General features: G+C 69.4%; 14 protein-coding genes. 8 read left to right on the top strand and 6 right to left on the bottom strand.

The annotated features are described in order from the left end of the window. The first annotated feature begins 281 nt into the window (after positions 1–281). Positions 282–2126: a phosphogluconate dehydratase gene (gene edd / locus ABQJ56_RS01975; protein WP_367843303.1), complete on the top strand. Its 1845-nt coding sequence runs from the start codon at positions 282–284 to the stop codon at positions 2124–2126. A gap of 96 nt (positions 2127–2222) precedes the next feature. Continuing rightward, entirely contained in the window at positions 2223–2867 is a 645-nt protein-coding gene (gene eda, locus ABQJ56_RS01970) for a bifunctional 4-hydroxy-2-oxoglutarate aldolase/2-dehydro-3-deoxy-phosphogluconate aldolase (RefSeq protein WP_367843302.1), read from the top strand. A 16-nt stretch (positions 2868–2883) separates the two neighbouring features. Here eda and ABQJ56_RS01965 read toward each other — a convergent pair whose 3' ends face one another. The 4 genes from ABQJ56_RS01965 to ABQJ56_RS01950 form a co-directional block, all read right to left on the bottom strand. Beyond that, the gene (locus tag ABQJ56_RS01965) at positions 2884–3768 is read right to left on the bottom strand and encodes a PhzF family phenazine biosynthesis protein (RefSeq protein ID WP_367843301.1); all 885 of its coding nucleotides are present in this window, start codon (positions 3766–3768) and stop codon (positions 2884–2886) included. Between the two features lie 90 nt (positions 3769–3858). After that, positions 3859–5148, bottom strand: a complete 1290-nt coding sequence (locus ABQJ56_RS01960) for an MFS transporter (protein WP_367843300.1) — start codon at positions 5146–5148, stop codon at positions 3859–3861. 48 nt (positions 5149–5196) lie between these two features. Further along, a complete protein-coding gene (locus ABQJ56_RS01955; RefSeq protein ID WP_367843299.1) occupies positions 5197–5787 on the bottom strand; it encodes a DUF2239 family protein in 591 nt (196 codons plus the stop codon). Between the two features lie 96 nt (positions 5788–5883). Further along, on the bottom strand, positions 5884–6402 hold the full coding sequence (locus tag ABQJ56_RS01950; protein ID WP_367843298.1) for a GNAT family N-acetyltransferase: 519 nt from the start codon (positions 6400–6402) through the stop codon (positions 5884–5886). A gap of 121 nt (positions 6403–6523) precedes the next feature. Between ABQJ56_RS01950 and ABQJ56_RS01945 the strand changes: the two genes are divergently transcribed. The 3 genes from ABQJ56_RS01945 to ABQJ56_RS01935 all read left to right on the top strand — a co-directional run bounded on the left by ABQJ56_RS01945 (position 6524) and on the right by ABQJ56_RS01935 (position 9542). Then, positions 6524–7381, top strand: a complete 858-nt coding sequence (locus tag ABQJ56_RS01945) for an EamA family transporter (RefSeq protein WP_367843297.1) — start codon at positions 6524–6526, stop codon at positions 7379–7381. Between the two features lie 126 nt (positions 7382–7507). Then, the gene (locus tag ABQJ56_RS01940) at positions 7508–9112 is read left to right on the top strand and encodes a S10 family peptidase (RefSeq protein WP_367843296.1); all 1605 of its coding nucleotides are present in this window, start codon (positions 7508–7510) and stop codon (positions 9110–9112) included. A 58-nt stretch (positions 9113–9170) separates the two neighbouring features. Continuing rightward, complete coding sequence (locus ABQJ56_RS01935) at positions 9171–9542, top strand: nuclear transport factor 2 family protein (RefSeq protein WP_367843295.1); 372 nt, start codon at positions 9171–9173, stop codon at positions 9540–9542. A 258-nt stretch (positions 9543–9800) separates the two neighbouring features. On the opposite strand, the gene ABQJ56_RS01930 is transcribed toward ABQJ56_RS01935, so the two are convergent. Next, complete coding sequence (locus ABQJ56_RS01930; protein WP_367843294.1) at positions 9801–10850, bottom strand: LacI family DNA-binding transcriptional regulator; 1050 nt, start codon at positions 10848–10850, stop codon at positions 9801–9803. Positions 10851–10961: 111 nt separating this feature from the next. Beyond that, positions 10962–12248 carry a sugar MFS transporter gene (locus tag ABQJ56_RS01925; RefSeq protein WP_367843293.1) on the bottom strand — a complete coding sequence of 429 codons (1287 nt, stop codon included), beginning with the start codon at positions 12246–12248 and terminating at the stop codon, positions 10962–10964. Positions 12249–12717: 469 nt separating this feature from the next. On the opposite strand from ABQJ56_RS01925, the gene glk reads away from it, so the two are divergent. The 3 genes from glk (at position 12718) to ABQJ56_RS01910 (ending at position 19388) form a co-directional block, all read left to right on the top strand. Next, a complete protein-coding gene (gene glk, locus ABQJ56_RS01920; RefSeq protein WP_367843292.1) occupies positions 12718–13815 on the top strand; it encodes a glucokinase in 1098 nt (365 codons plus the stop codon). Between the two features lie 88 nt (positions 13816–13903). Continuing rightward, positions 13904–16855 (top strand): TonB-dependent receptor, encoded by a 2952-nt coding sequence (locus tag ABQJ56_RS01915; RefSeq protein WP_367843291.1) that lies wholly within the window; start codon positions 13904–13906, stop codon positions 16853–16855. A gap of 208 nt (positions 16856–17063) precedes the next feature. Beyond that, positions 17064–19388, top strand: coding sequence for a beta-N-acetylhexosaminidase (locus tag ABQJ56_RS01910; RefSeq protein WP_367843290.1), 2325 nt, complete (start codon positions 17064–17066; stop codon positions 19386–19388). Positions 19389–19392 lie beyond the last annotated feature (4 nt).

Genomic DNA, 19392 nt, shown 5'->3' with positions numbered 1-19392 from the left:
CCCGACGGAGGTCAGACTGGCGCAGCCGGGCTGGCCGAGCCCTGCGAGTGCAGGACTGCACTCGCATGGCATGAGCAAGGCTTCGTTTTTTTGCAAGCACGGCATCAGAGCCAAGGCGCCGTGCCTTATGTCCAGCAAGGGCTCCTGCCCTTGCTGGACTCGCCTGATCCGGGCCAAGCCCGGATCAGGCTCCGCCGAATCAGGCGCTTTGCGCCTGATTCGCGGGCGGGCCATCCATGGCCCGCTGTCCCGCTCCGCTTGTTGATTCCCGGAATCGTGTCATGACCCTCCATCCCGTCCTCGCCGAAGTCACCGCCCGCATCGTCGAACGCAGCCGCAGCTCGCGCAGCGCCTATCTCGCGCGCATCGACGCCGCGCGCGGCGATGGCGCGCACCGTCGCCAGCTGTCCTGCGGCAACCTCGCGCACGGCTTCGCCGCCTGCGGCGCGGACGACAAGGCCGCGCTGCGCGCGGGCGCCGCGCCCAACCTCGGCATCGTCACCGCGTACAACGACATGCTCTCGGCGCACCAGCCCTACGAGCACTATCCCGAGCTGATCCGCCGCGTGGCGCGCGAGGCCGGCATCACCGCGCAGGTGGCCGGCGGCGTGCCGGCGATGTGCGACGGCATCACGCAGGGCCGTGCCGGCATGGAGCTCTCGCTGTTCTCGCGCGAGGTGATCGCGATGGCGACCGCGGTGTCGCTGTCGCACGACATGTTCGACGCCGCGCTGTTCCTCGGCATCTGCGACAAGATCGTGCCGGGCCTGATGATCGGCGCGTTGAGCTTCGGCCACCTGCCCGCGGTGTTCGTGCCGGCCGGCCCGATGCCCAGCGGCATTTCCAACGACGCGAAGACCGCGGTGCGCCAGCGCCACGCCGAGGGCAAGGCCACGCGCGAGGAGCTGCTGGAAGCCGAGGCCGCCTCCTACCACGCGCCCGGCACCTGCACGTTCTACGGCACCGCGAACTCCAACCAGATGCTGATGGAGATCATGGGCCTGCACCTGCCGGGCGCCAGCTTCGTCAACCCGAACACGCCGCTGCGCGAGGCGCTCACCGAGGCCGCGGTGCGTCGCGCCGCCGCGCTCACCGCGCTGGGCGGCGACTACACGCCGCTGGGCCGCATGTTCGACGAGCGCAGCGTGGTCAACGGCGTGGTCGGCCTGCACGCCACCGGCGGCTCCACCAACCACCTGCTGCACCTGGTGGCGATGGCGCATGCGGCCGGCATCGTGCTGACGCTGGAGGATTTCGACGCCCTGTCCGGCGTGGTGCCGCTGATGGCGCGCGTGTATCCGAACGGATCGGCCGACGTGAACCACTTCCACCAGGCCGGCGGCATGCCGTTCCTGATCGGCTCGCTGATCGACGCCGGCCTGCTGCACGGCGACGCGCACACGGTGTGGGGCAAGGGCCTGGACGCCTACCGCGCGATGCCCGCGCTGGACGACGGCGGCCGGCTGGCGTGGCACGAGGTGACGACCAGCGGCAACCTCGACGTGCTGCGCCCGGCCGACGCGCCGTTCCGCGCCGACGGCGGCCTGCGCGTGCTCGAGGGCAACCTCGGCCGCGCGGTGATCAAGGTGTCCTCCGTGCCCGGCGACCGGCTGGTGATCGAGGCGCCCGCGGTGATCTTCCACGACCAGGACGATGTCAAGCAGGCCTTCGACCGCGGCGAGCTGAATCGCGATTTCGTGGCCGTGGTGCGCTTCCAGGGCCCGAAGGCGATCGGCATGCCCGAGCTGCACAAGCTCACCCCCACGCTGGGCGTGCTGCAGGCGCGCGGGCACCGCGTGGCGCTGGTCACCGACGGGCGCATGTCCGGCGCCTCCGGCAAGATCCCGGCGGCGATCCACGTCACCCCCGAGGCGATCGACGCCGGTCCGCTGGGCAAGCTGCGCGACGGCGACCTGGTCCGCCTCGACGTCATCGCCGGCACGCTGGAAGCGAAAGTGGAGGCCGCCGAATGGGCCGCGCGCGAGCAGGTGCACGCCGACCTTTCCGCGCACCACGTCGGCATGGGCCGCGAGCTGTTCGCCAGCCTGCGCAACGCGGTGGGCTCGGCCGACGCCGGCGCCACCATATTCGCCAAGCGCGACCGCCACCACGCCGCCGACGCCTGACCCATCCCGCAGGAGCGGCTTCAGCCGCGACCGGTCACGCAATCGCGGCCGAAGCCGCTCCTACGAAGACGCCAACCCTCTCCCGCGAGCCCACCCATGAACAGCAACGACCACAAGCAGACCGTCCTCGCCGAGATCCTCGCCCTCGCCCCGGTGGTGCCGGTGGTGATCATCGACGACGTGGCCCATGCCGTGCCGATGGCGCGCGCCCTGGTCGCCGGCGGCATCCGCAGCATCGAGGTGACGCTGCGCACGCCGGTCGCGCTGGAGGCGATCCGCGCCATCGCCGCCGAGGTGGAAGGCGCCGTGGTGGGCGTGGGCACCGTGCTCGACGGCACCCAGCTGGAAGCGGCCCGCCAGGCTGGCGCGCGCTTCGCGGTGTCGCCCGGCGTCTCGCCGAAGCTGCTCGACGCCGCCGACGCCAGCGCGCTGCCGCTGCTGCCCGGCGTGGCCACCGCAGGCGAGGCGATGACGCTGCTCGAACGCGGCTACAGGCACCTGAAGCTGTTCCCGGCGGTGCCCGTGGGCGGCGCGAAATTGCTGGCCGCCTGGGCCAGCCCGCTGCCGCAGATCCGCTTCTGCCCCACCGGCGGCATCAGCCTCGCCAGCGCGCCGGACTTCCTCGCCCTGCCCAACGTGGCCTGCGTGGGCGGCTCCTGGCTCACGCCGAAGGACAGGCTGCAGGCCGGCGACTGGGCCGGCATCGAACAGCTGGCGCGCGAGGCGGCGGCGCTGCGCTGAGCGCCGCCCGTCGCGATCAGGAACAGCGGAAGCGGCCCTCGATCACGGTGACGCAATCGCCGCCGATCCAGATGCGGCCGTCCTCGTCGTGGTCGATCGCCACGCGCCCGTCGCGCTCCAGCACCGTGCCCTGGCGCACCGTGTAACTCGTTGCGGGACGCTTGCCCTGCGCCTCCAGCAGGCAGGCCAGCGCGGCGTTGGCGCTGCCGGTGACGGGATCTTCGCCGAAGCCGAAGTCGCCGCCGGTCATCAGGCAGCGCATCTCGAAGTCGGCCGGGCCATCGGCGGCATGCGGCCCGTAGATCGCCACGCCGCTGGTTCCCGCCGCCCGGGTCACCGCGGCGAGCGCGGAATCGTCCGGCCGCAGCCCGAGGCAGTCGGCGGCCGTGCGCATGCGCACGAGCAGCCACGGCGCGCCGTTGTCGACCGTGCACGGAGCGGCGCCCGCATCGATCGCATCGCTGCCCAGCGCGCGGGCCAGCATGCCCCGGTGGTCCGCCGGCAACGGCGCGATGCGCGCCGGCGGCGCCGCGAAGGCCCAGCGTCCATGCGCCCGTTCGGCCAGCTCCACCAGCCCCACGCCGCATTGCTGCACCAGCCGCCCCGGCCGGCGCGGCCGGTAGCCGCTTTCGCGCAGGGCGTACGCGGTGCCCAGGGTGGGGTGGCCGGCGAACGGCAGCTCGCCGGCGGTGGTGAAGATGCGCACGCGGTAGTCCGCTTCCGGATCATCGGGCGCCAGCAGGAAGGTGGTTTCCGACAGGTTGGTCCAGCGCGCGATGGCCTGCATCTGCGCGGTGTCGAGGCCGTCGGCGTCGAACACCACCGCCAGCGGGTTGCCCTTGAACGGCACGGCGCTGAACACGTCGACCTGGCTGAAACGCACGGTGTGCATCGCGTTCATCGGGAAGCGGATCTCCTGGAGCGGGCGCCTGCGGCAGGCCGTGCGTGCATGCTCGCACGGATCGGGGCAGCCCGGCCGCGACGCCGGCGGTCAGCCGGCCGCCGCCGGCGCTCGCGACGACATGCCGATGCTGCGCAGCGCCGGGCTGGCCATGCAGGTCAGCGCGATGGCCGTCAGCATGAGACCCGCGCCCGCGAACAGCGCGGGCAGCGACACCACCTTCAGCAAACTGCCGGCGATCGCCGCGGACAGCGGCCCCAGGCCCATGAAGGTGAACATCAGCAGGCTCATCGTGCGGCCCATCATTTCCAGCGCCACGCGGTGCTGGATCCAGCTGACGATGGTGACCTGCACGATGCCGCCCAGCACGCCGGTGGTGGCCAGCAGGGCGGCGCCGGCCAGCGTGGAATGGTCGAAGGCCAGCGCGGCCAGCGCCAGGCCGGCAAGGCTGTCGATGCCCAGCACCATCAGGCCCAGCCGGTTGCGCACCAGCTTCGCGGCGAGGCCGGACAGCATGCTGCCCACCAGCATGCCGCCGCCGTTCGCGGTCATCAGGATGCCCAGCGAGGCGGCGCCGAGATCCAGCCGCGTGTCGGCCAGCATCGGCAGGCCGACCTGGATCGGGCCACCCACGAACACCGACACCACCGCCGCGTAAAGCACGAACGCCCGCAGCGGCAGGTCGGCCCATGCCGCGCGGATGCCCGCGACGACGTTGGCCAGCACGCCGCCCTCGGGTGTGCGCGGATGGTGGTCGCCATGGATGCGGATCAACACCAGCGAAACCAGCGAACACACGAAACTCAGCGCATCGACGGCGAAGGCGAGGCCGAGGCCGGTGGCGTCCGCGACGTTGCCGTGCCTGCCATGCGCACCCACGCTGATCAGCAGGCCGGCCAGCGCCGGGCCCACCAGCATGCTCAGCTGGCGCATCGCCATGAACAGCGCGTTGGCCGCGCGCAACTGCGCCGGCGCCACCAGCTGCGGCAGCATCGCCGAACCGGCCGGGTAGGCGAACGCGGTGGCGAGGCCGATGCCCAGCGCCAGCGCATACACCAGCCCCATGTGGATGGCGCCGCCCAGCACCAGCGCCGCCAGCAGGCTCACCAGCAAGGCGTTCACCGCGCGCGCCGCCAGCAGCACGCGGCGCGGCGACAGGCGATCCACCACCGCGCCGCCGATCAGCATGAAGGCGGCGCGTGGCAGCGCCATCGTCGCCAGCACCAGGCCCAAGGCGGCCGGACTGCCGGTGAGCTTGAGCACCAGCCACGGCAGCGCCACCAGGGTGAACTGGTCGCCGATCGCGGAAATGCCGCTGCCACCGAACAGCAGGCGGAAGTCGCGTTGGGCAAGCGGCGAGGCGCCGGGAGAGGAGGGCATGGAAAGTTCCGGTTGAATGGGGTGTTCGTTGCGCACGCACGTGACGATTCAGCCGGCCTCGGCCTGGGCATCGCGGGCGGTCGCGGCGAGCCGGCGCGCATGCTCGCGCACGTCCTTCGGCCAGCCGCGGGTGTGGCGGTTGAAGGCGTCGCGGTCGCCGCGCCACAGCGCGCGCGAGGCCTCCTCGTAGCCGGCGAGGTCGCCGGCCACCACGCGCATGAAGCGATCGGCGGCTTCGCCCGCAAGGCGCGCGCGATCCTTCGCGCTGCCGTGGCGCCGCGCTTCTTCCACCAGCTTGCGCAAGGTGACCGAGGCGCCGCCGGGCTGGCTGTTGAGCCAGTACCAGTGGCGCGGCAGCAGGGTCACCTCGCGCGCCACCACGCCGAGCCGGGGACGCCCCGCGCCACGCGGCGCATCGCCGCCGGCGGCGGGCTGCAGGCGGGCCAGCATCTCGTCGGCGCTGCCGCGGAAATCGATCTCCACCGGCTGGCCGGTGGCGTCGTCGAGGATCACCGGCGTGCGCGCCGGATGCTTGTCGAGCAGGCGCTTCACCGCCAGCGCCACCTCGGCGAGCGCGCCGGAGGCGATCAGCGCATGGCCGTCGAAGGCGGTGCAGGTGGGGTTGTCGTGCGGGGACATGCTTTGACCCGGGTGAAATCAGGCGCCATTTTGCCCGGATCAAAAGCGTTGTCAATAACACCCGGGCAAAATAAATGCGCGCAGGCCGGCAGCAGTTCAGCGGGGGACGTCGAGACGCAGCAACTGGTATTCCTCGTCGTGGAACACGCCGTCGATCTGCAATGCCCGCGGCTGCACGCCCCAGCTCATGAAGCCCGCCGAGCGGTACAGGGCCTTCGCCGCCTCATTCGTCGCGTTGACGCTGAGCCCGAGCTGGCGCACGCCGTCGATGGAACGCGCATGCGCGATCACCGCCTGCAGCAACGCGGCGCCCAGCCCGCGCCGACGCGACGAAGGCGTCACGTACATGCCCGCCAGCTCGGCGCCGTGGCACAGCTTCTTCCTTTGCGGGTGGATCAGAGCCACGAAGCCGGCCAGTTCGCCGCTCTCGAAGACCCCGAACATGCGCACCGAACCGTCCGCGGCCGGCACGATGCGTGCGGCCACCTCGTCGAGGCTGCGGGCCGCCTCCTCGTCGTGGCTGGCGCTGAACGCGTGCGGGCTGTCGCGCAGTGCCTGCAGCCGCAACGCCTGGTAGGCGGCAGCGTCATGGCGGTCGAGCAACCGGATCTCCATGGAAGTCGCCTGCCGTCGCATGGGAAAGTGCGGGGCAGCCATCGTTCCACGACAAGGATGCCTGCGGCAATCCGCGCCACACACGTTAAGCTCGCCGTCCTTGCGCAACGGGAACCGTTCGATGATCTACGTGCTGGCGAGCGCGATCTGCAGCGTGCTGGTGTCGGTGCTGCTGAAGCTGGCGCGGCGCTTCGGGCTGGACATCGGCCAGATGGTGGCGTGGAACTACGCCGCGGCGGTGGCGCTGACCGCGCTGCTGCTGCAACCCTCGCCGGCGCCGCTGCGGCAGGCGGGCGGGCCCTGGTTCCCGCTGTTCGGGTTGGGCGTGCTGCTGCCCACGATCTTCCTCGCGCTGGGCGCCTCGGTGCGGCATGCGGGCATCGTGCGCTCGGACGCGGCGCAGCGGCTTTCGCTGCTGCTCTCGCTGCTGGCGGCGTTCCTGCTGTTCGGCGAAAAGCTCGACGCCACCAAGGCGCTGGGCTGCGCGCTGGGCCTGCTCGCGCTGCTGGGCATGGTATGGCGGAGCGGGCAACGGCGCGACGAAGGCGGCGCCGCGTCATGGCTGTGGCCGCTGCTGGTGTTCGTCGGCTTCGGCATGATCGACGTGCTGTTCAAGCGCGTGGCGGCCGCCGGCGTGCCGCTGGGCACCTCGCTCGTGGCGATGTTCGCGCTGGCATTGCCGGTGGCGTTCGCGCTGGCGGCGTGGCGCGCGGCGCGCGGCGGCGCGCGCTTCAGCCCGCGCAACGCGCTGGGCGGCCTGCTGCTGGGCCTGTGCAACTTCGGCAACATCCTGTTCTACCTGCGCGCGCACCGCGCCCTGCCACAACACCCGGCGCTGGTGTTCGCCAGCATGAACCTGGGTGTGGTGGTGCTGGGCGCGCTGGCCGGCGTGCTGCTGTTCCGCGAACGCCTGAGCCGCACGAACCTCGCCGGCCTGCTGCTGGCGTTGCTGGCGATCGCATTGCTGGCCTGGGCCTGAGTCGAAGGCAGGGCAGCGCGGGAAGGCAGTGACTTCCGGGGCATGCGGGGAGGCGGAGGCGGTTCCTATGCTGGCCGTTCGCTCTCCGAGGCGCTGCACGCCTCCGCCATTCCGAGGATATCGCCCATGCGCAAGCTTCCCCTCGCCGCGGCCGTGGCCGCCCTGCTGCTCAGCACCGCCGTCGCCGCCGACACCGGCAAGAAGCACGACAAGGAGCAGCCGGCGGATGCGGCCGACGCGGCCCTGGTCAAGCCACAGTCGTCGACCAGTGAGGGCTCGGTGTCGGTGGAAGGCAAACGCATCGGCTACCAGGCGGTGGCCGGCACCCTGGTGCTGCACGGCTCGGGTGACAAGGAGCACGTGCCCACGGTGAGCATGTTCTACGTCGCCTACCTCAGGAAGGGCGCGAAGGCGGGCGAGCGGCCGGTCACCTTCATCTACAACGGCGGCCCCGGCTCGGCCACGGTGTGGCTACACATGGGCGCATTCGGGCCGAAGCGCGTGGTGACCGCCGACGACACGCACACGCCGGCCGCGCCGTACCAGCTGGTGAACAACGACTACAGCCTGCTCGACGCCTCCGACCTGGTGTTCATCGACGCGCCCGGCGCGGGCTTCAGCCGGCTGATCGCCGACGACAAGGATCCGGCCAAGCGCGCCGAACAGATGAAGGACCGCGAGAAGGCGATCTACGGCGTGGACGGCGACGGCCATGCGTTCGCCCAGTTCATCACCGAGTTCCTGTCAAAGTACGGCCGCTGGAACTCGCCGAAATACCTGTTCGGCGAGAGCTACGGCACCACCCGTTCCGCGGTGGTGTCGAACATCCTCACCAACGAGGACAGCGTGGACCTCAATGGCGTGATCCTGCTGTCGCAGATCCTCAGCTTCGACAACAGCATCGACGGCCCGGAAACCAACCCCGGCGTGGACCAGCCCTACGAGCTGGCGCTGCCCACCTACGCCGCCACCGCGTACTACCACCACAAGCTGCCGTCGCCGCCGGCCGACCTCGACACCCTGCTCGGCGAGGTGGAGTCGTTCGCCACCGGCGAATACGCGCAGGCGCTGATGGCCGGCTCGCAGCTCGACGCCGCGCGCAAGCAGGCCGTGGCCCAGAAGCTGTACCAGTACACCGGCCTGCCGGCGGCCTACTGGATGAAGGCCGACCTGCGCGTCTCGGGCGGCATGTTCGAGCACGAACTGCAGGCGAACGATGACACCACCACCGGCCGCCTCGACACCCGCTTCTCCGGCCCCGCGCTGGATCCGCTGAGCAAGGAGTCCGAGTACGACCCGCAGTCCTCGGCGATCAGCTCGGCCTACATCGCCGCGTTCAACGACTACGTGGGCAAGGACCTGAAGTTCGGCGACGGCCAGCGCTACCGCGAATACGCCGACATCCGCCACTGGGACATGTCGCACAAGGCGCCGGGCAGTCACGAGGCGCTGCAGCAGTCCACCAACGTGATGCCGGACCTGGCGATGGCGATGAAGACCGACCCCAACCTCAAGGTGATGCTCAACGGCGGCTACTACGACCTCGCCACGCCGTTCTACGCCGCCGAGTACGAGATGCACCACCTGCCGATTCCCGATTCGCTGCAGCAGAACATCTCCTACCACTGGTACCCGTCCGGCCACATGGTCTACGCGCACGAGCCCTCGCTGAAGCAGCTGCACGACAACGTGGCGCGCTTCATCGAGAGCACGGACAACGTGAAGCACTGACTGGCAGCCATGGTGGGCGCGTGCTGAAATGCACGCCCCGCCGAACCGGATTCACCCCATGCGCGCCCTGGTCGACCGCTACCTCGATGCCTACAACCGCATGGACGTGGCCGCCATGCTGGCGACGATGCAGGACGAGGTGGTGTTCGAGAACTACACCGCCGGCGTGCTCAGCCTGCGCACGCTCGGCATCGCCGAGCTGCGCCACCTCGCCGAGGGCTCGCGCCACCTGTTCTCGATGCGCCGGCAGACCATTACCGCGTGGCGCGAGGACGGCGACAGCGCCCACGCCGGCATCCACTTCGTGGGCACCTTCGCGGTCGACCTGCCGAACGGGGTGCGCGCGGGGCAGTCGATCGCGCTGGAAGGGCGCAGCGAGTTTCGCCAGCACGACGGCAGACTGATCTATATCGCTGACTACAGCGAGTGAGGGTGGGCGCGGAGCGCCGCACTTTCTCCCTCTCCCCTGTGGGGAGAGGGTTGGAGTGAGGGGCGGGTGCTCGCGATGAACTCTCTTGAATTCGGCCTTTCTCGCTCTTCCCGCTTTGAAACTCGCAAGAGCTAGAGCAAGAGCCCCTCTCCCCATCCCCTCTCCCGCAAGCGGGAGAGGGGATAGGCAGGTTATCGCAAGCGCCTGCCCCTCACCCCCACCCTCTCCCCGAAGGGGAGAGGGTGAAGGGCGCGTGCGTCAGCGCTTGGTCGGCGTGCTGCGCAGCGGTGCGGTGGAACCGCGCACCACCAGTTCCGGGCTGAAGCCTTCGTTGTCTTCCTCCAGCGGCTCGCCGTTCGCCGCGCGCTGCAGGTTGCCGATCAGCCGCTGGGCGGCGTGGTGGGCGATCTCCTCGGTGGCCTGCCGCGCGGTGGTCAGCGCGGGCCAGGACTGCTTGGAGAACGGGCTGTCCTCGAAACCGGCGATCGACAGCTCCCACGGCACGCTGATGCCGCTGGAATGCGCGGCGGCCAGCACGCCGGCGGCGATCTCGTCGTTGGAGCCGAAGATCGCGGTGGGCCGGTCCTTCAGCGCCAGCAGCTTGCGTGCGCCGCGGAAGCCGTCGTCGAAGGAGTAGTCGCCGGGCAGGATCAGCTTGCGGTCCAGCGCGATGCCGTAGTCCTTCAACGCGTCCTCGTAGCCCTGGTAGCGCTCGGGACTGGAGCGGTGGTCGCGGCCGCCCCACAGGAAGCCGATGCGCGTGTGGCCGAGCTGGATCAGGTGCTCGGTGATCGCGTAGGCGGCGTCGCGGTCGTCCACGTAGACGCAGGGGTAGCCGTCCTGCGGGTCCTGCCGCGCGGAGATCACCCGCATGAACGGGATCTTCGCCGCCGCCAGCGTGCGGATCAGCTCCGGCTGCTCGGACATCGGCGGCGCCAGCACCAGGCCGGCCAGCCGCGCGTGCGCGGCCAGCGCGACCAGCTCGTCGGCCAGCCGCGGCGAGGTGGAGTCGCAGGGATGGATCTGCAGGCCGTAGCCGTTGGCACGGCAGGCCGCCAGCACGCCGCTCTGCATGCTGATGATGTAGTGCGCGTTGGGGTTGTCGTAGACCAGTCCCACCGCGTAGGCGCGCGTGCTGCGCAGGCTGCGCGCGGAGGGATCGGGCCGGTAGCCCAGCGCGTCGATCGCCCGCTGCACCTTCTCGCGGGTGCGCACGTGCACCGAGGGTTCGTTGTTGATGACGCGCGAAACCGTCTTCAGCGAGACGCCCGCCTGCTCGGCTACATCCTTGATGGTGGCGCTGCGCAACCGCGGGACCTCAGAAGTCGTGGTGGAATGGAACGACGCGGGGCACGGCCGGACGATCGCGCAGCCGCGCGGCACAGTCTAGCGGACGGGTGCGCGGACGCGGCACGCCGTTCAGCCCGCCGCGCGCTGGCCTGCGCGATGACCGCGCAGGCCGTAGTAGAGGATGTACAGGTAGCACGGCACGATCACCAGCAGGAACGCGAGCTGGAAATTGATCACTTCCTTCAGGTGCACGAACACCTGCGGGACCAGCGCACCGCCGACGATGCCCATGATGAGGAAGGCCGAGCCCACCTCGGTATGGCTGCCCAGCCCCTTGATCGCCAGCGGAAAGATCGCCGGCCACATCATCGCGTTGGCGAAGCCCAGCGCGGCGACGAAGGTCACCGACGCATAGCCCGTCGTCAGGTAGGTGCCCAGCGTGAGCAGCACGCCGAGCACCGCCGACACCGCCAGGTAACGCTGCTGCGAGACGAAGCGCGGGATCAGCGCCAGGCCGACGATGTAGCCCAGCAGCATGCCGAACATGGTGTAGGCGGTGAAATGCTTGGTCGCGTCCAGCGGCAGGCCCAGATTCTGGCCATAGATGCCGATGGCGTCGCCCGCCATCACTTCCACGCCCACGTACACGAACAGGCACAGCACGCCCAGCCACAAATGCGGGAAGCTGAAGATGCTGCGGCCGGTGTGGCCGATCGCGTGCTCGTCGTTCGCGCCGGCCGGCTTGATCTCCGGCAACGCGGAGCGGACCACCCAGATCGCCAGCACCACCAGCACCGCGGCCATCGCCATGTAGGGTGCATACACGCGCGCGGCAAAACCATTGAGGAGCACGTCGCGCGCCGCGGCCGTCGGCGCAGCCTTCACCTGCTGGTCGAGCGTATCGATGCCGCTGAGCACCAGCGCGCCGAACACCAGCGGCGCGAGGAAGCCGGCAAACTTGTTGCAGATGCCCATGAAGGCAATGCGCTGCGCCGCGCTGTCGATCGGCCCCAGGATGCTGATGTAGGGATTGGACGAGGTCTGCAGCAGGGACAGGCCTGCGCCGATCACGAACAGGCCCACCAGTGCGCCATGGTAATTGCGCAGGTTGATGAACTCGCCGAACATCACCGCGCCGATCGCCATCACGAACAGGCCCAGGGCCATGCCGCGCTTCATGCCGGTGCGCTTTAGGATCGCCGCCGACGGCAGCGCCAGCACGAAATACGACAGGTAGAACGCCACCGGGATCAGGAAGGCGCTGACGTCGTCCAGGCTGAAGGCGAGCTTCACGAAGATCGTCAGCGGTCCGTTGAGCCAGGTGAAGAACCCCATGATGAAGAACAGCACGCCGATCATCATCATCGGCCCGATGTAGGAACGTTCGGACGGCGCGGCCGCCTGCGTGCTTGCCATGAAGTCTCTCCCCGAGGAACGGCGTGGGCGGCCGTGAGCATACGGCACGAGCGGCTGCCGGAACCTCTTTATTGGCTGCAAAGTACAACGTTGTCAACCGGCAGTCGCCGACCCGCCAACGGACCGTCGCAGGAACGCGCCCCGTACGCGGATGCCTTGCACCCGTGGCCGCAGCCGGAAACCATCGCGCACGAAGCCGCTCCCGCAGCGGCTTTTCTGCCGCTTCATCGCGCGCGACGAGGCCAAACGCACCGAACCCGGCGCGCCCGCAAAATTTAAATCGATCCAGTGCCGCAACCCCTGCCAACGGTCATGTTGCACGGCTTCGCGCCCCCTGGTGAAAATTCCGGGACAGTCACTTGACAACGTTGTCATGACGATTCCAGACTCCGCCCATATCGTCTGCCGCCGCGTCCGCGCGAACCATGCGCCGCAGCGGCCGACCGCAGCGGACAAAGGGGAAATCCACGTGGGAGAGTTCGCCAGCCAACGTCATGCCGCCCAGCCGTCGCCGCAACCATCGGCGTCGAACGGCGTGCTGGGCCAGGGCGAGCCGTTCCTCGCCGCCGATGTCGGCGGCACCCATGCGCGCATCGGCCTGGTACTTGGCACGCCCGACGGCCGGCATCCGGTCAGCGTGCTGCACTACCACCGTTATGCCTGCGCGGACTGGTCCGACCTCGGCACCCTGCTGCGCGATTTCGTGGCGCAGCTGGCACCGGCCGGCCACGCCGCGCTGCAGGGGCGCATCCGCCGCTGCGTGGTGGCCAGCGCCGGCGTGGTGCTGGACGACACCATCGTCAACGAGAACCTGCCCTGGCCGGTGTCGATCGGCGCGCTGCGCGATCAACTCGGCCTGACCCAGCTGGAAGTCATCAACGACTTCGAGGCGGTGGCCTGGGCCACCCAGTTCCTCGACGCCGACGAGACGCTGCCGGTGATCGAGACCGCGCAACCCGCGGTGCGCGGTCCGGTGCTGGTGATGGGCCCCGGCACCGGACTGGGCTCGGCGGTGCTGCTGCCGCGTGCCCGCCATGCCCAGGTGCTGCCCACCGAGGCCGGCCAGATCTCGCTGGCGCCCGGCAACGAACGCGAGATCGAGGTCCTGCGCGTGCTGGCGCGCGGCCGCAGCCACGTCTCCTACGAGGAGGCGCTGTCCGGCCCCGGCCTGCTCAACCTCTATCACGCCTTGTGCGAGCTGCGCGGCTGCGCGGTGGCGCTGATGACGCCGGCGGAAATCACCGGGGCCGCGCTGGCCGGCCACGACGCCACGGCGCTGGAAGCACTGCAGATGTTCTGCGGCCTGCTCGGCAGCTTCACCGGCGACCTGGCGATGCTGTACGGCGCCAGCGGCGGCGTGTTCCTCGCCGGCGGCATCCTGCCGCAGATCCACGGCTTCCTGCGCGCCAGCAGCTTCGCCGCGCGCTTCCTCGACAAGGGCGTGATGCGCGCCTTCCTGCAAAAGGTTCCCGTACGACTGATCGAGCACGGCCAGCTAGGTGTCATCGGCGCCGCCGGCTGGTTTCTGGACGAGCGGCAGGGAGATCCAGCCATGCCACCGCTCTAGCGACACGGCGCCGAACGCCGTCAACCAAGCAAGCCACCACCACGACCACCCGGTCCCGAACTGATCCAGCCTCTGAGGGGAGGACATCATGAACCATCGCAAGACACTGCTTGCCGCGAGCATCGTCGCCGGCCTGTGCCTGTCCGTCGGCGCGTATGCGCAGGACAACGGCCAGAACACCAGCAACCCCACCACGTCCGATGCCGGCAAGCCCGACAAGACCAAGGCGAAGCAGCTCTCCACCATCACCGTCACCGGCATCCGCAACAGCGAAGCGCTGTCGATCGACACCAAGCGCGATGCCGACTCGCACGTCGAAGTGGTGTCCGCCACCGACATCGGCAAGCTGCCGGCCAAGAACGTGGCTGACACCATCGCCCAGCTGCCGGGCGTGAACATCTCCGACGCGGCGGGCTCCGAGGGCGGCTTCGACGAAGCCGACCGCGCCAGCCTGCGCGGCAGCGCGCCTTCGCTCACCCTGACCACGGTGGACGGCCACAACATCGCCTCGGGCGACTGGTTCATCACCGGCGGCGGCGGCACCCGCAGCGTCAGCTACGCCATGCTGCCGTCGGAAATCGTCAGCCAGGTGGTGGTGCACAAGACCTCCGAGGCCAGCCTGCTCGAAGGCGGTGCCGCCGGCACCATCGACATCATCACGCGCAAGCCGCTGGAGTTCTCCAAGCCGTTCTCGGCCGAAGCCAGCGTGGGTGGCGTGTATTCCAGCCTGCCCAGCAGCACCAAGCCGCAGTTCAACGGCCTGGTCAACTGGAAGAACGACGACAACAGCTTCGGCGTGCTGGTCCAGGGCTTCTACGAGGAGCGCAGCCTGCAGCGCGACGGCCAGGAAATGCTGGGCTACTCGTACATCCCGACCGGTTCGGCGGCCGCCACGCAGTTGGGCCTGCCCAACAATGCCTCCGGCAGCACGGGCGTGTTCTACCCCAACCTGCCCGGCTCGGTGCTGTTCACCCAGACGCGCAAGCGCAAGGGCGGCTCGATCGACCTCGAATGGAAGCCGCTGGACAACCTGACCTTCAACCTCGATGGCTTCTATTCCCACATGGATGCCACCGACTACAACCGCAACTACATGCTGCGCCTGCGCGACCGCGTGCCCACCAGCACGCTGTCCAATTACGCGATCAACGGCAACATCCTCACCAGCGCCCAGCTGGCGGGCACGTCGGGCGTGTCGCAGGGCATCTACGACATGATCTCGCGTCCGGGCGAAAGCGAATCCAGCCAGTACATCACGCTCGATGCCGCCTGGCAGGCCACGCAGAACCTGAACTTCAAGTTCCAGTTCGGCACCACCAAGGGCACGGGCAACACCCCGATCCAGGACGTGATGGAAATGGACACCGGCTACGGCGAGGGGTCCAGCTATTCGATGAATGGCCTGAACTCGCCGATGGGCGTGTCGCTGGGCGGCAACAACGGCGCCTACAACCCGGCCACCGTGGGTCTGGACTGGATCTTCGGCGACCAGGGCATCCACGTGGTGGACAAGGAGCACTGGTTCACGGCCGACGGCGAATACGACTTCGACGATGCCGGCGCACTGTCCTCGCTGCAGTTCGGCATCCGCGATTCGCGCCACACGCACAACAGCCTGTTCGCAGTCGCCCAAGGCCCCAACTGGGCTTCGGCCATCAACTTCACGCCGAACTCCACCCTGTGGCCGGCCAGCACCCAGAGCTACAGCAACTCCTTGTCCAGCGGCATGGGCAATGTGTGGTACTGGACGCCTGCCCAGCTGTCCCAGTTGAATGCCACCTATGCCACCCGCGCCAGCAGCCCCCTCAGCAGCAACGTCCAGTCCCGCTTCTATCCGAACGACATCTACCAGATGACGGAGACGAACAAGTCGGCCTACCTGCAGGTCAACTTCGCGGGCAGCAACTGGAGCGGCAATGCGGGCGTGCGCCTGGTGGGCACCAATGAGGACATCGGCTACACCGCCGGCTCGGCCCAGCAAACCGACAACACCGGCCCGTACTGCAACTCGGCCTTCTACCCCTGCGGCACCGCCGGCACGGGCGGCTGGTACTGGAACTTCTACAAGGCCCACTACACCAAGGCGCTGCCCAGCTTCAACCTGAAGTACAACCTCAACAGCGACGGCAGCCTGATCGCACGCTTCGCGGCCTCGCAGACGCTGACCCGCCAGGATTACGGCCAGCTGGCTGGCTTCCTGTCGCTGACCGATCCGCATACGGCAGGCGGCATGGGCTCCGGCCTTGGCCCGAACCCGGAGCTGAAGCCGCTGGTGTCCACCAACTTCGACGCCTCGCTGGAGTGGTATTTCGCGCCGCGCGGCCTGTTGTCGGCCAGCGTGTACGAGATGGACCTCAACAACTACTACGACTACGGCACGGTCACCGGCACCTACCTCAACAGCTACCTGACCTTCGACAGGGTGAACAACCCCAGCGGCGCGCCGATCTACAGCCAGTACCTGATCAGCCGGCCGGTGAACGTCAACGGCACCCTGAAGGGCGTGGAACTGAACTGGGTGCAGCCGATCGGCGAGCACTTCGGCACGCAGGTCAGCTATACCTACGCGAACGGTCATTCGTCGGGCGGCACCTACCTGTACAACGCCGATGGCACGCCTGGCAACAACGTGGCCGCCGGCAACCGTCCGCTGTACGGCACTTCGAAGAACACCGCCAACTTCTCGGCGTTCTACGAAGACCAGCACTGGAACGCGCGCATCAACTACACGTACCGCTCCTCGTTCTACGACGGCATGATGCCGGTACAGGCAGGCACGCTCACCAATACCGTGACGGGACAGAGCAACACCATGCCGCTGCTGCCGTACTACCAGGCGGGCACGGGCTACCTGTCGTTCTCGCTGGGCTACACGCTCAACGACCACGTGAGCTTCTCGTTCGACGCGATGAACCTCAACAACCCGAAGCTGCGCTACTACGACGTCGGTTCGCAGGCGGGCCTGGGCTTCGGCAAGGTGCCCGAGGCGTTCTACCAGAACGGCCGCCAGTACTACCTGACGGCGAACTTCAAGTTCTGATCCACCGCTTCACGCGACAACCCGCGGGCCACGGACGGCCCGCACTCTCCCCGAGCGGGCCCGGCTTCACTTTGCGGGCCCGTCTTTTTGCCATCCATGGCAGTCGCCTTTCGGGCCATCGCTGGCACGATGTCAGGTCGCTCCAGCCGGTTTTGTCCGGACCAGCCACGACGATGGCATGCTGGGCCACCCCGCGCAGGAGATGCCGATGCTTCACCGTTCCTTCCTGTCCAGCTGCGCCAGCCTGCTGCTCGCACTCGCCCTGCTGCTGGCGCCCGCCGCACGCGCCGGCGAGGCGGCGACACCCGCCCTGATACCGCTGCCGGCACGGCTCCAGCTGCAGCACGGCAGCTTCACCGTGGACGCAAGTACGCCCGTCGTGCTCGCCGACCACGACGCATCGACGCGGCAGACCGCGGACTACCTGATCGACCTCGTGGCCCGCACGCGCGGGCTGCACCTGCACATCGCCGGCGACGGCCAGGCCGCGCCAGCAATCGTGCTGCAACGCGACCCGCAGGCGCCGGTGGCCCAGGCCGAAGGCTATGCGCTGGACGTCACGCCGCAGGGCATCCGCATCGCGGCGCGCGACGACGCCGGCCTGTTCCATGGCGCGGTCACGCTGTACCAACTGCTGACGCCCGACGCGAAACAGGGCGCGGTGGAGGTGCCCGCGCTGTCCATCCGCGACTGGCCGCGCTTCGCCTGGCGCGGGCTGATGCTGGATTCCGCGCGGCATTTCCAGAGCGTGGCCGAGGTCGAGAAGCTGATCGACCAGATGGCCCAGCTCAAGCTCGACGTGCTGCACTGGCACCTCACCGACGACCAGGGCTGGCGCATCCAGATCAAGCGCTATCCCGAGCTCACGAAGATCGGCGCGTGGCGCACGCCGCCCGGCGCCGGCCATGACGGCGAGCCGCAGCGCTATGGTGGTTTCTATACGCAGGAGCAGATCCGCGCCGTGGTCGCCTACGCCACCGCGCGCCACGTCACCATCGTGCCGGAGCTCGACATGCCGGGCCACGCGCAGGCCGCGGCGGCCTCGTATCCGCAGCTCGGCGTCACCGGCAGGCGGCCGCAGGTGTCCGCCGACTCCGGCGTGAATCCCTGGCTGTACAACGTGGACGACGACACCTTCACCTTCATCGACCACGTGCTCGACGAGGTGATGGCGCTGTTCCCCTCGCAGTACATCCACGTCGGCGGCGACGAGGCGATCAAGGACCAGTGGCAGGCCTCGCCCGCGGTGCAGGCGAAGATGCGCGCGCTGGGCATCAGCAGCGAGGATGCGCTGCAGGGCTGGTTCATCGGCCGCATCGGCCAGTACCTCGAAAAGCACGGCCGCAAGCTGATCGGCTGGGACGAGATCCTCGAAGGCGACAACCTGCCCGCCGACACCACGGTGATGTCGTGGCGCGGCATCGACGGCGCGATCAAGGCCGCGCTGCTCGGCCACGACGTGGTGATGTCGCCCTCGCCGGACCTGTACTTCGACCACGTGCAGGGCGACCTCGCCGACGAATACGCCGGCCGCCTCGGCGTGGAATCGCTGCGGGACGTATACGGCTTCCAGGCCGTGCCCGACGTGCTGAACGCCACGCAGGCCAGGCACGTGCTGGGCGTGCAGGCCAACGTGTGGACCGAGCACCTGCCGACGATGGCGCACGTGGAGCACGCGGTCTTCCCGCGGCTGGACGCGCTCGCCGAAGTGGCCTGGTCGCCGCCCGCCGCGAACGACTGGCACGGCTTCCTCGTCCGCCTGCCGGCGCAACTCGCGCGCTATCGCGCCCAGCACCTCGACTATGCCGACAGCGCCTTCGCGGTGGACATCCGGGTCGACCGCAACGTGGCGCTGGCCACCGGCAAGGCCACGGTGACGCTCTCGGACCAGACCGGCTTCGGCGCCATCCACTACACGCTGGACGGCAGCACGCCCACACCGGCCTCGCCGCGCTACGAGGCACCGTTCAACGTGGGCCTGCCCGCCACCGTGCGCGCCGCCAGCTTCGCCGCCGACGGCAACGCGCTCGCCGCGCCACGCGAACGCGCGCTGGACCGCGCCGCGCTGCTGAGCCTGCCCGGGACGGCGCTGGCGAACTGCCCCGGCAGCGACTTCCGCCTGCGCGTGCAGCCGACGCCGGATGCGACGAGCACCCAGCCGGTGTACGCGGTGAACGTGTTCGACACCTGCCAGCTGTTCCCGCCCACGCTGATGGACGGTGTCGCCGCGATCCATGTCGACGCGGTGCGCCTGCCGCGCAACTTCGCGCTGGCGCACGAGCAGAAGCTGGTGGTCTCCCGCCCGCACAGCACGCCGTTCGGCGAACTGGTGGTGCACGCCGACCGCTGCGACGGCCCGGTGCTCGCCAGCATGCCGCTGCCCGATCCCGCGCACGCCCCGCGCACATTCAAGCTCGACGCGAAGCTGCCCGCGCAAAGCGGCGAGCACGGCCTGTGCCTGGTCTATACGGCGCCCATCGACGGGCCGCTGTACGCGCTGGGGCGGGTGTCGCTGGAAACCGGCCAGCCCTGATGCC

The organism is Rhodanobacter geophilus, from assembly GCF_040812275.1.
In the GTDB taxonomy this organism is placed as follows: Bacteria; Pseudomonadota; Gammaproteobacteria; order Xanthomonadales; family Rhodanobacteraceae; genus Rhodanobacter_A; species Rhodanobacter_A geophilus.
The sequence above is the reverse complement of the archived record's forward strand: the minus strand, read 5'-3'. Positions and strand labels throughout refer to the sequence as shown.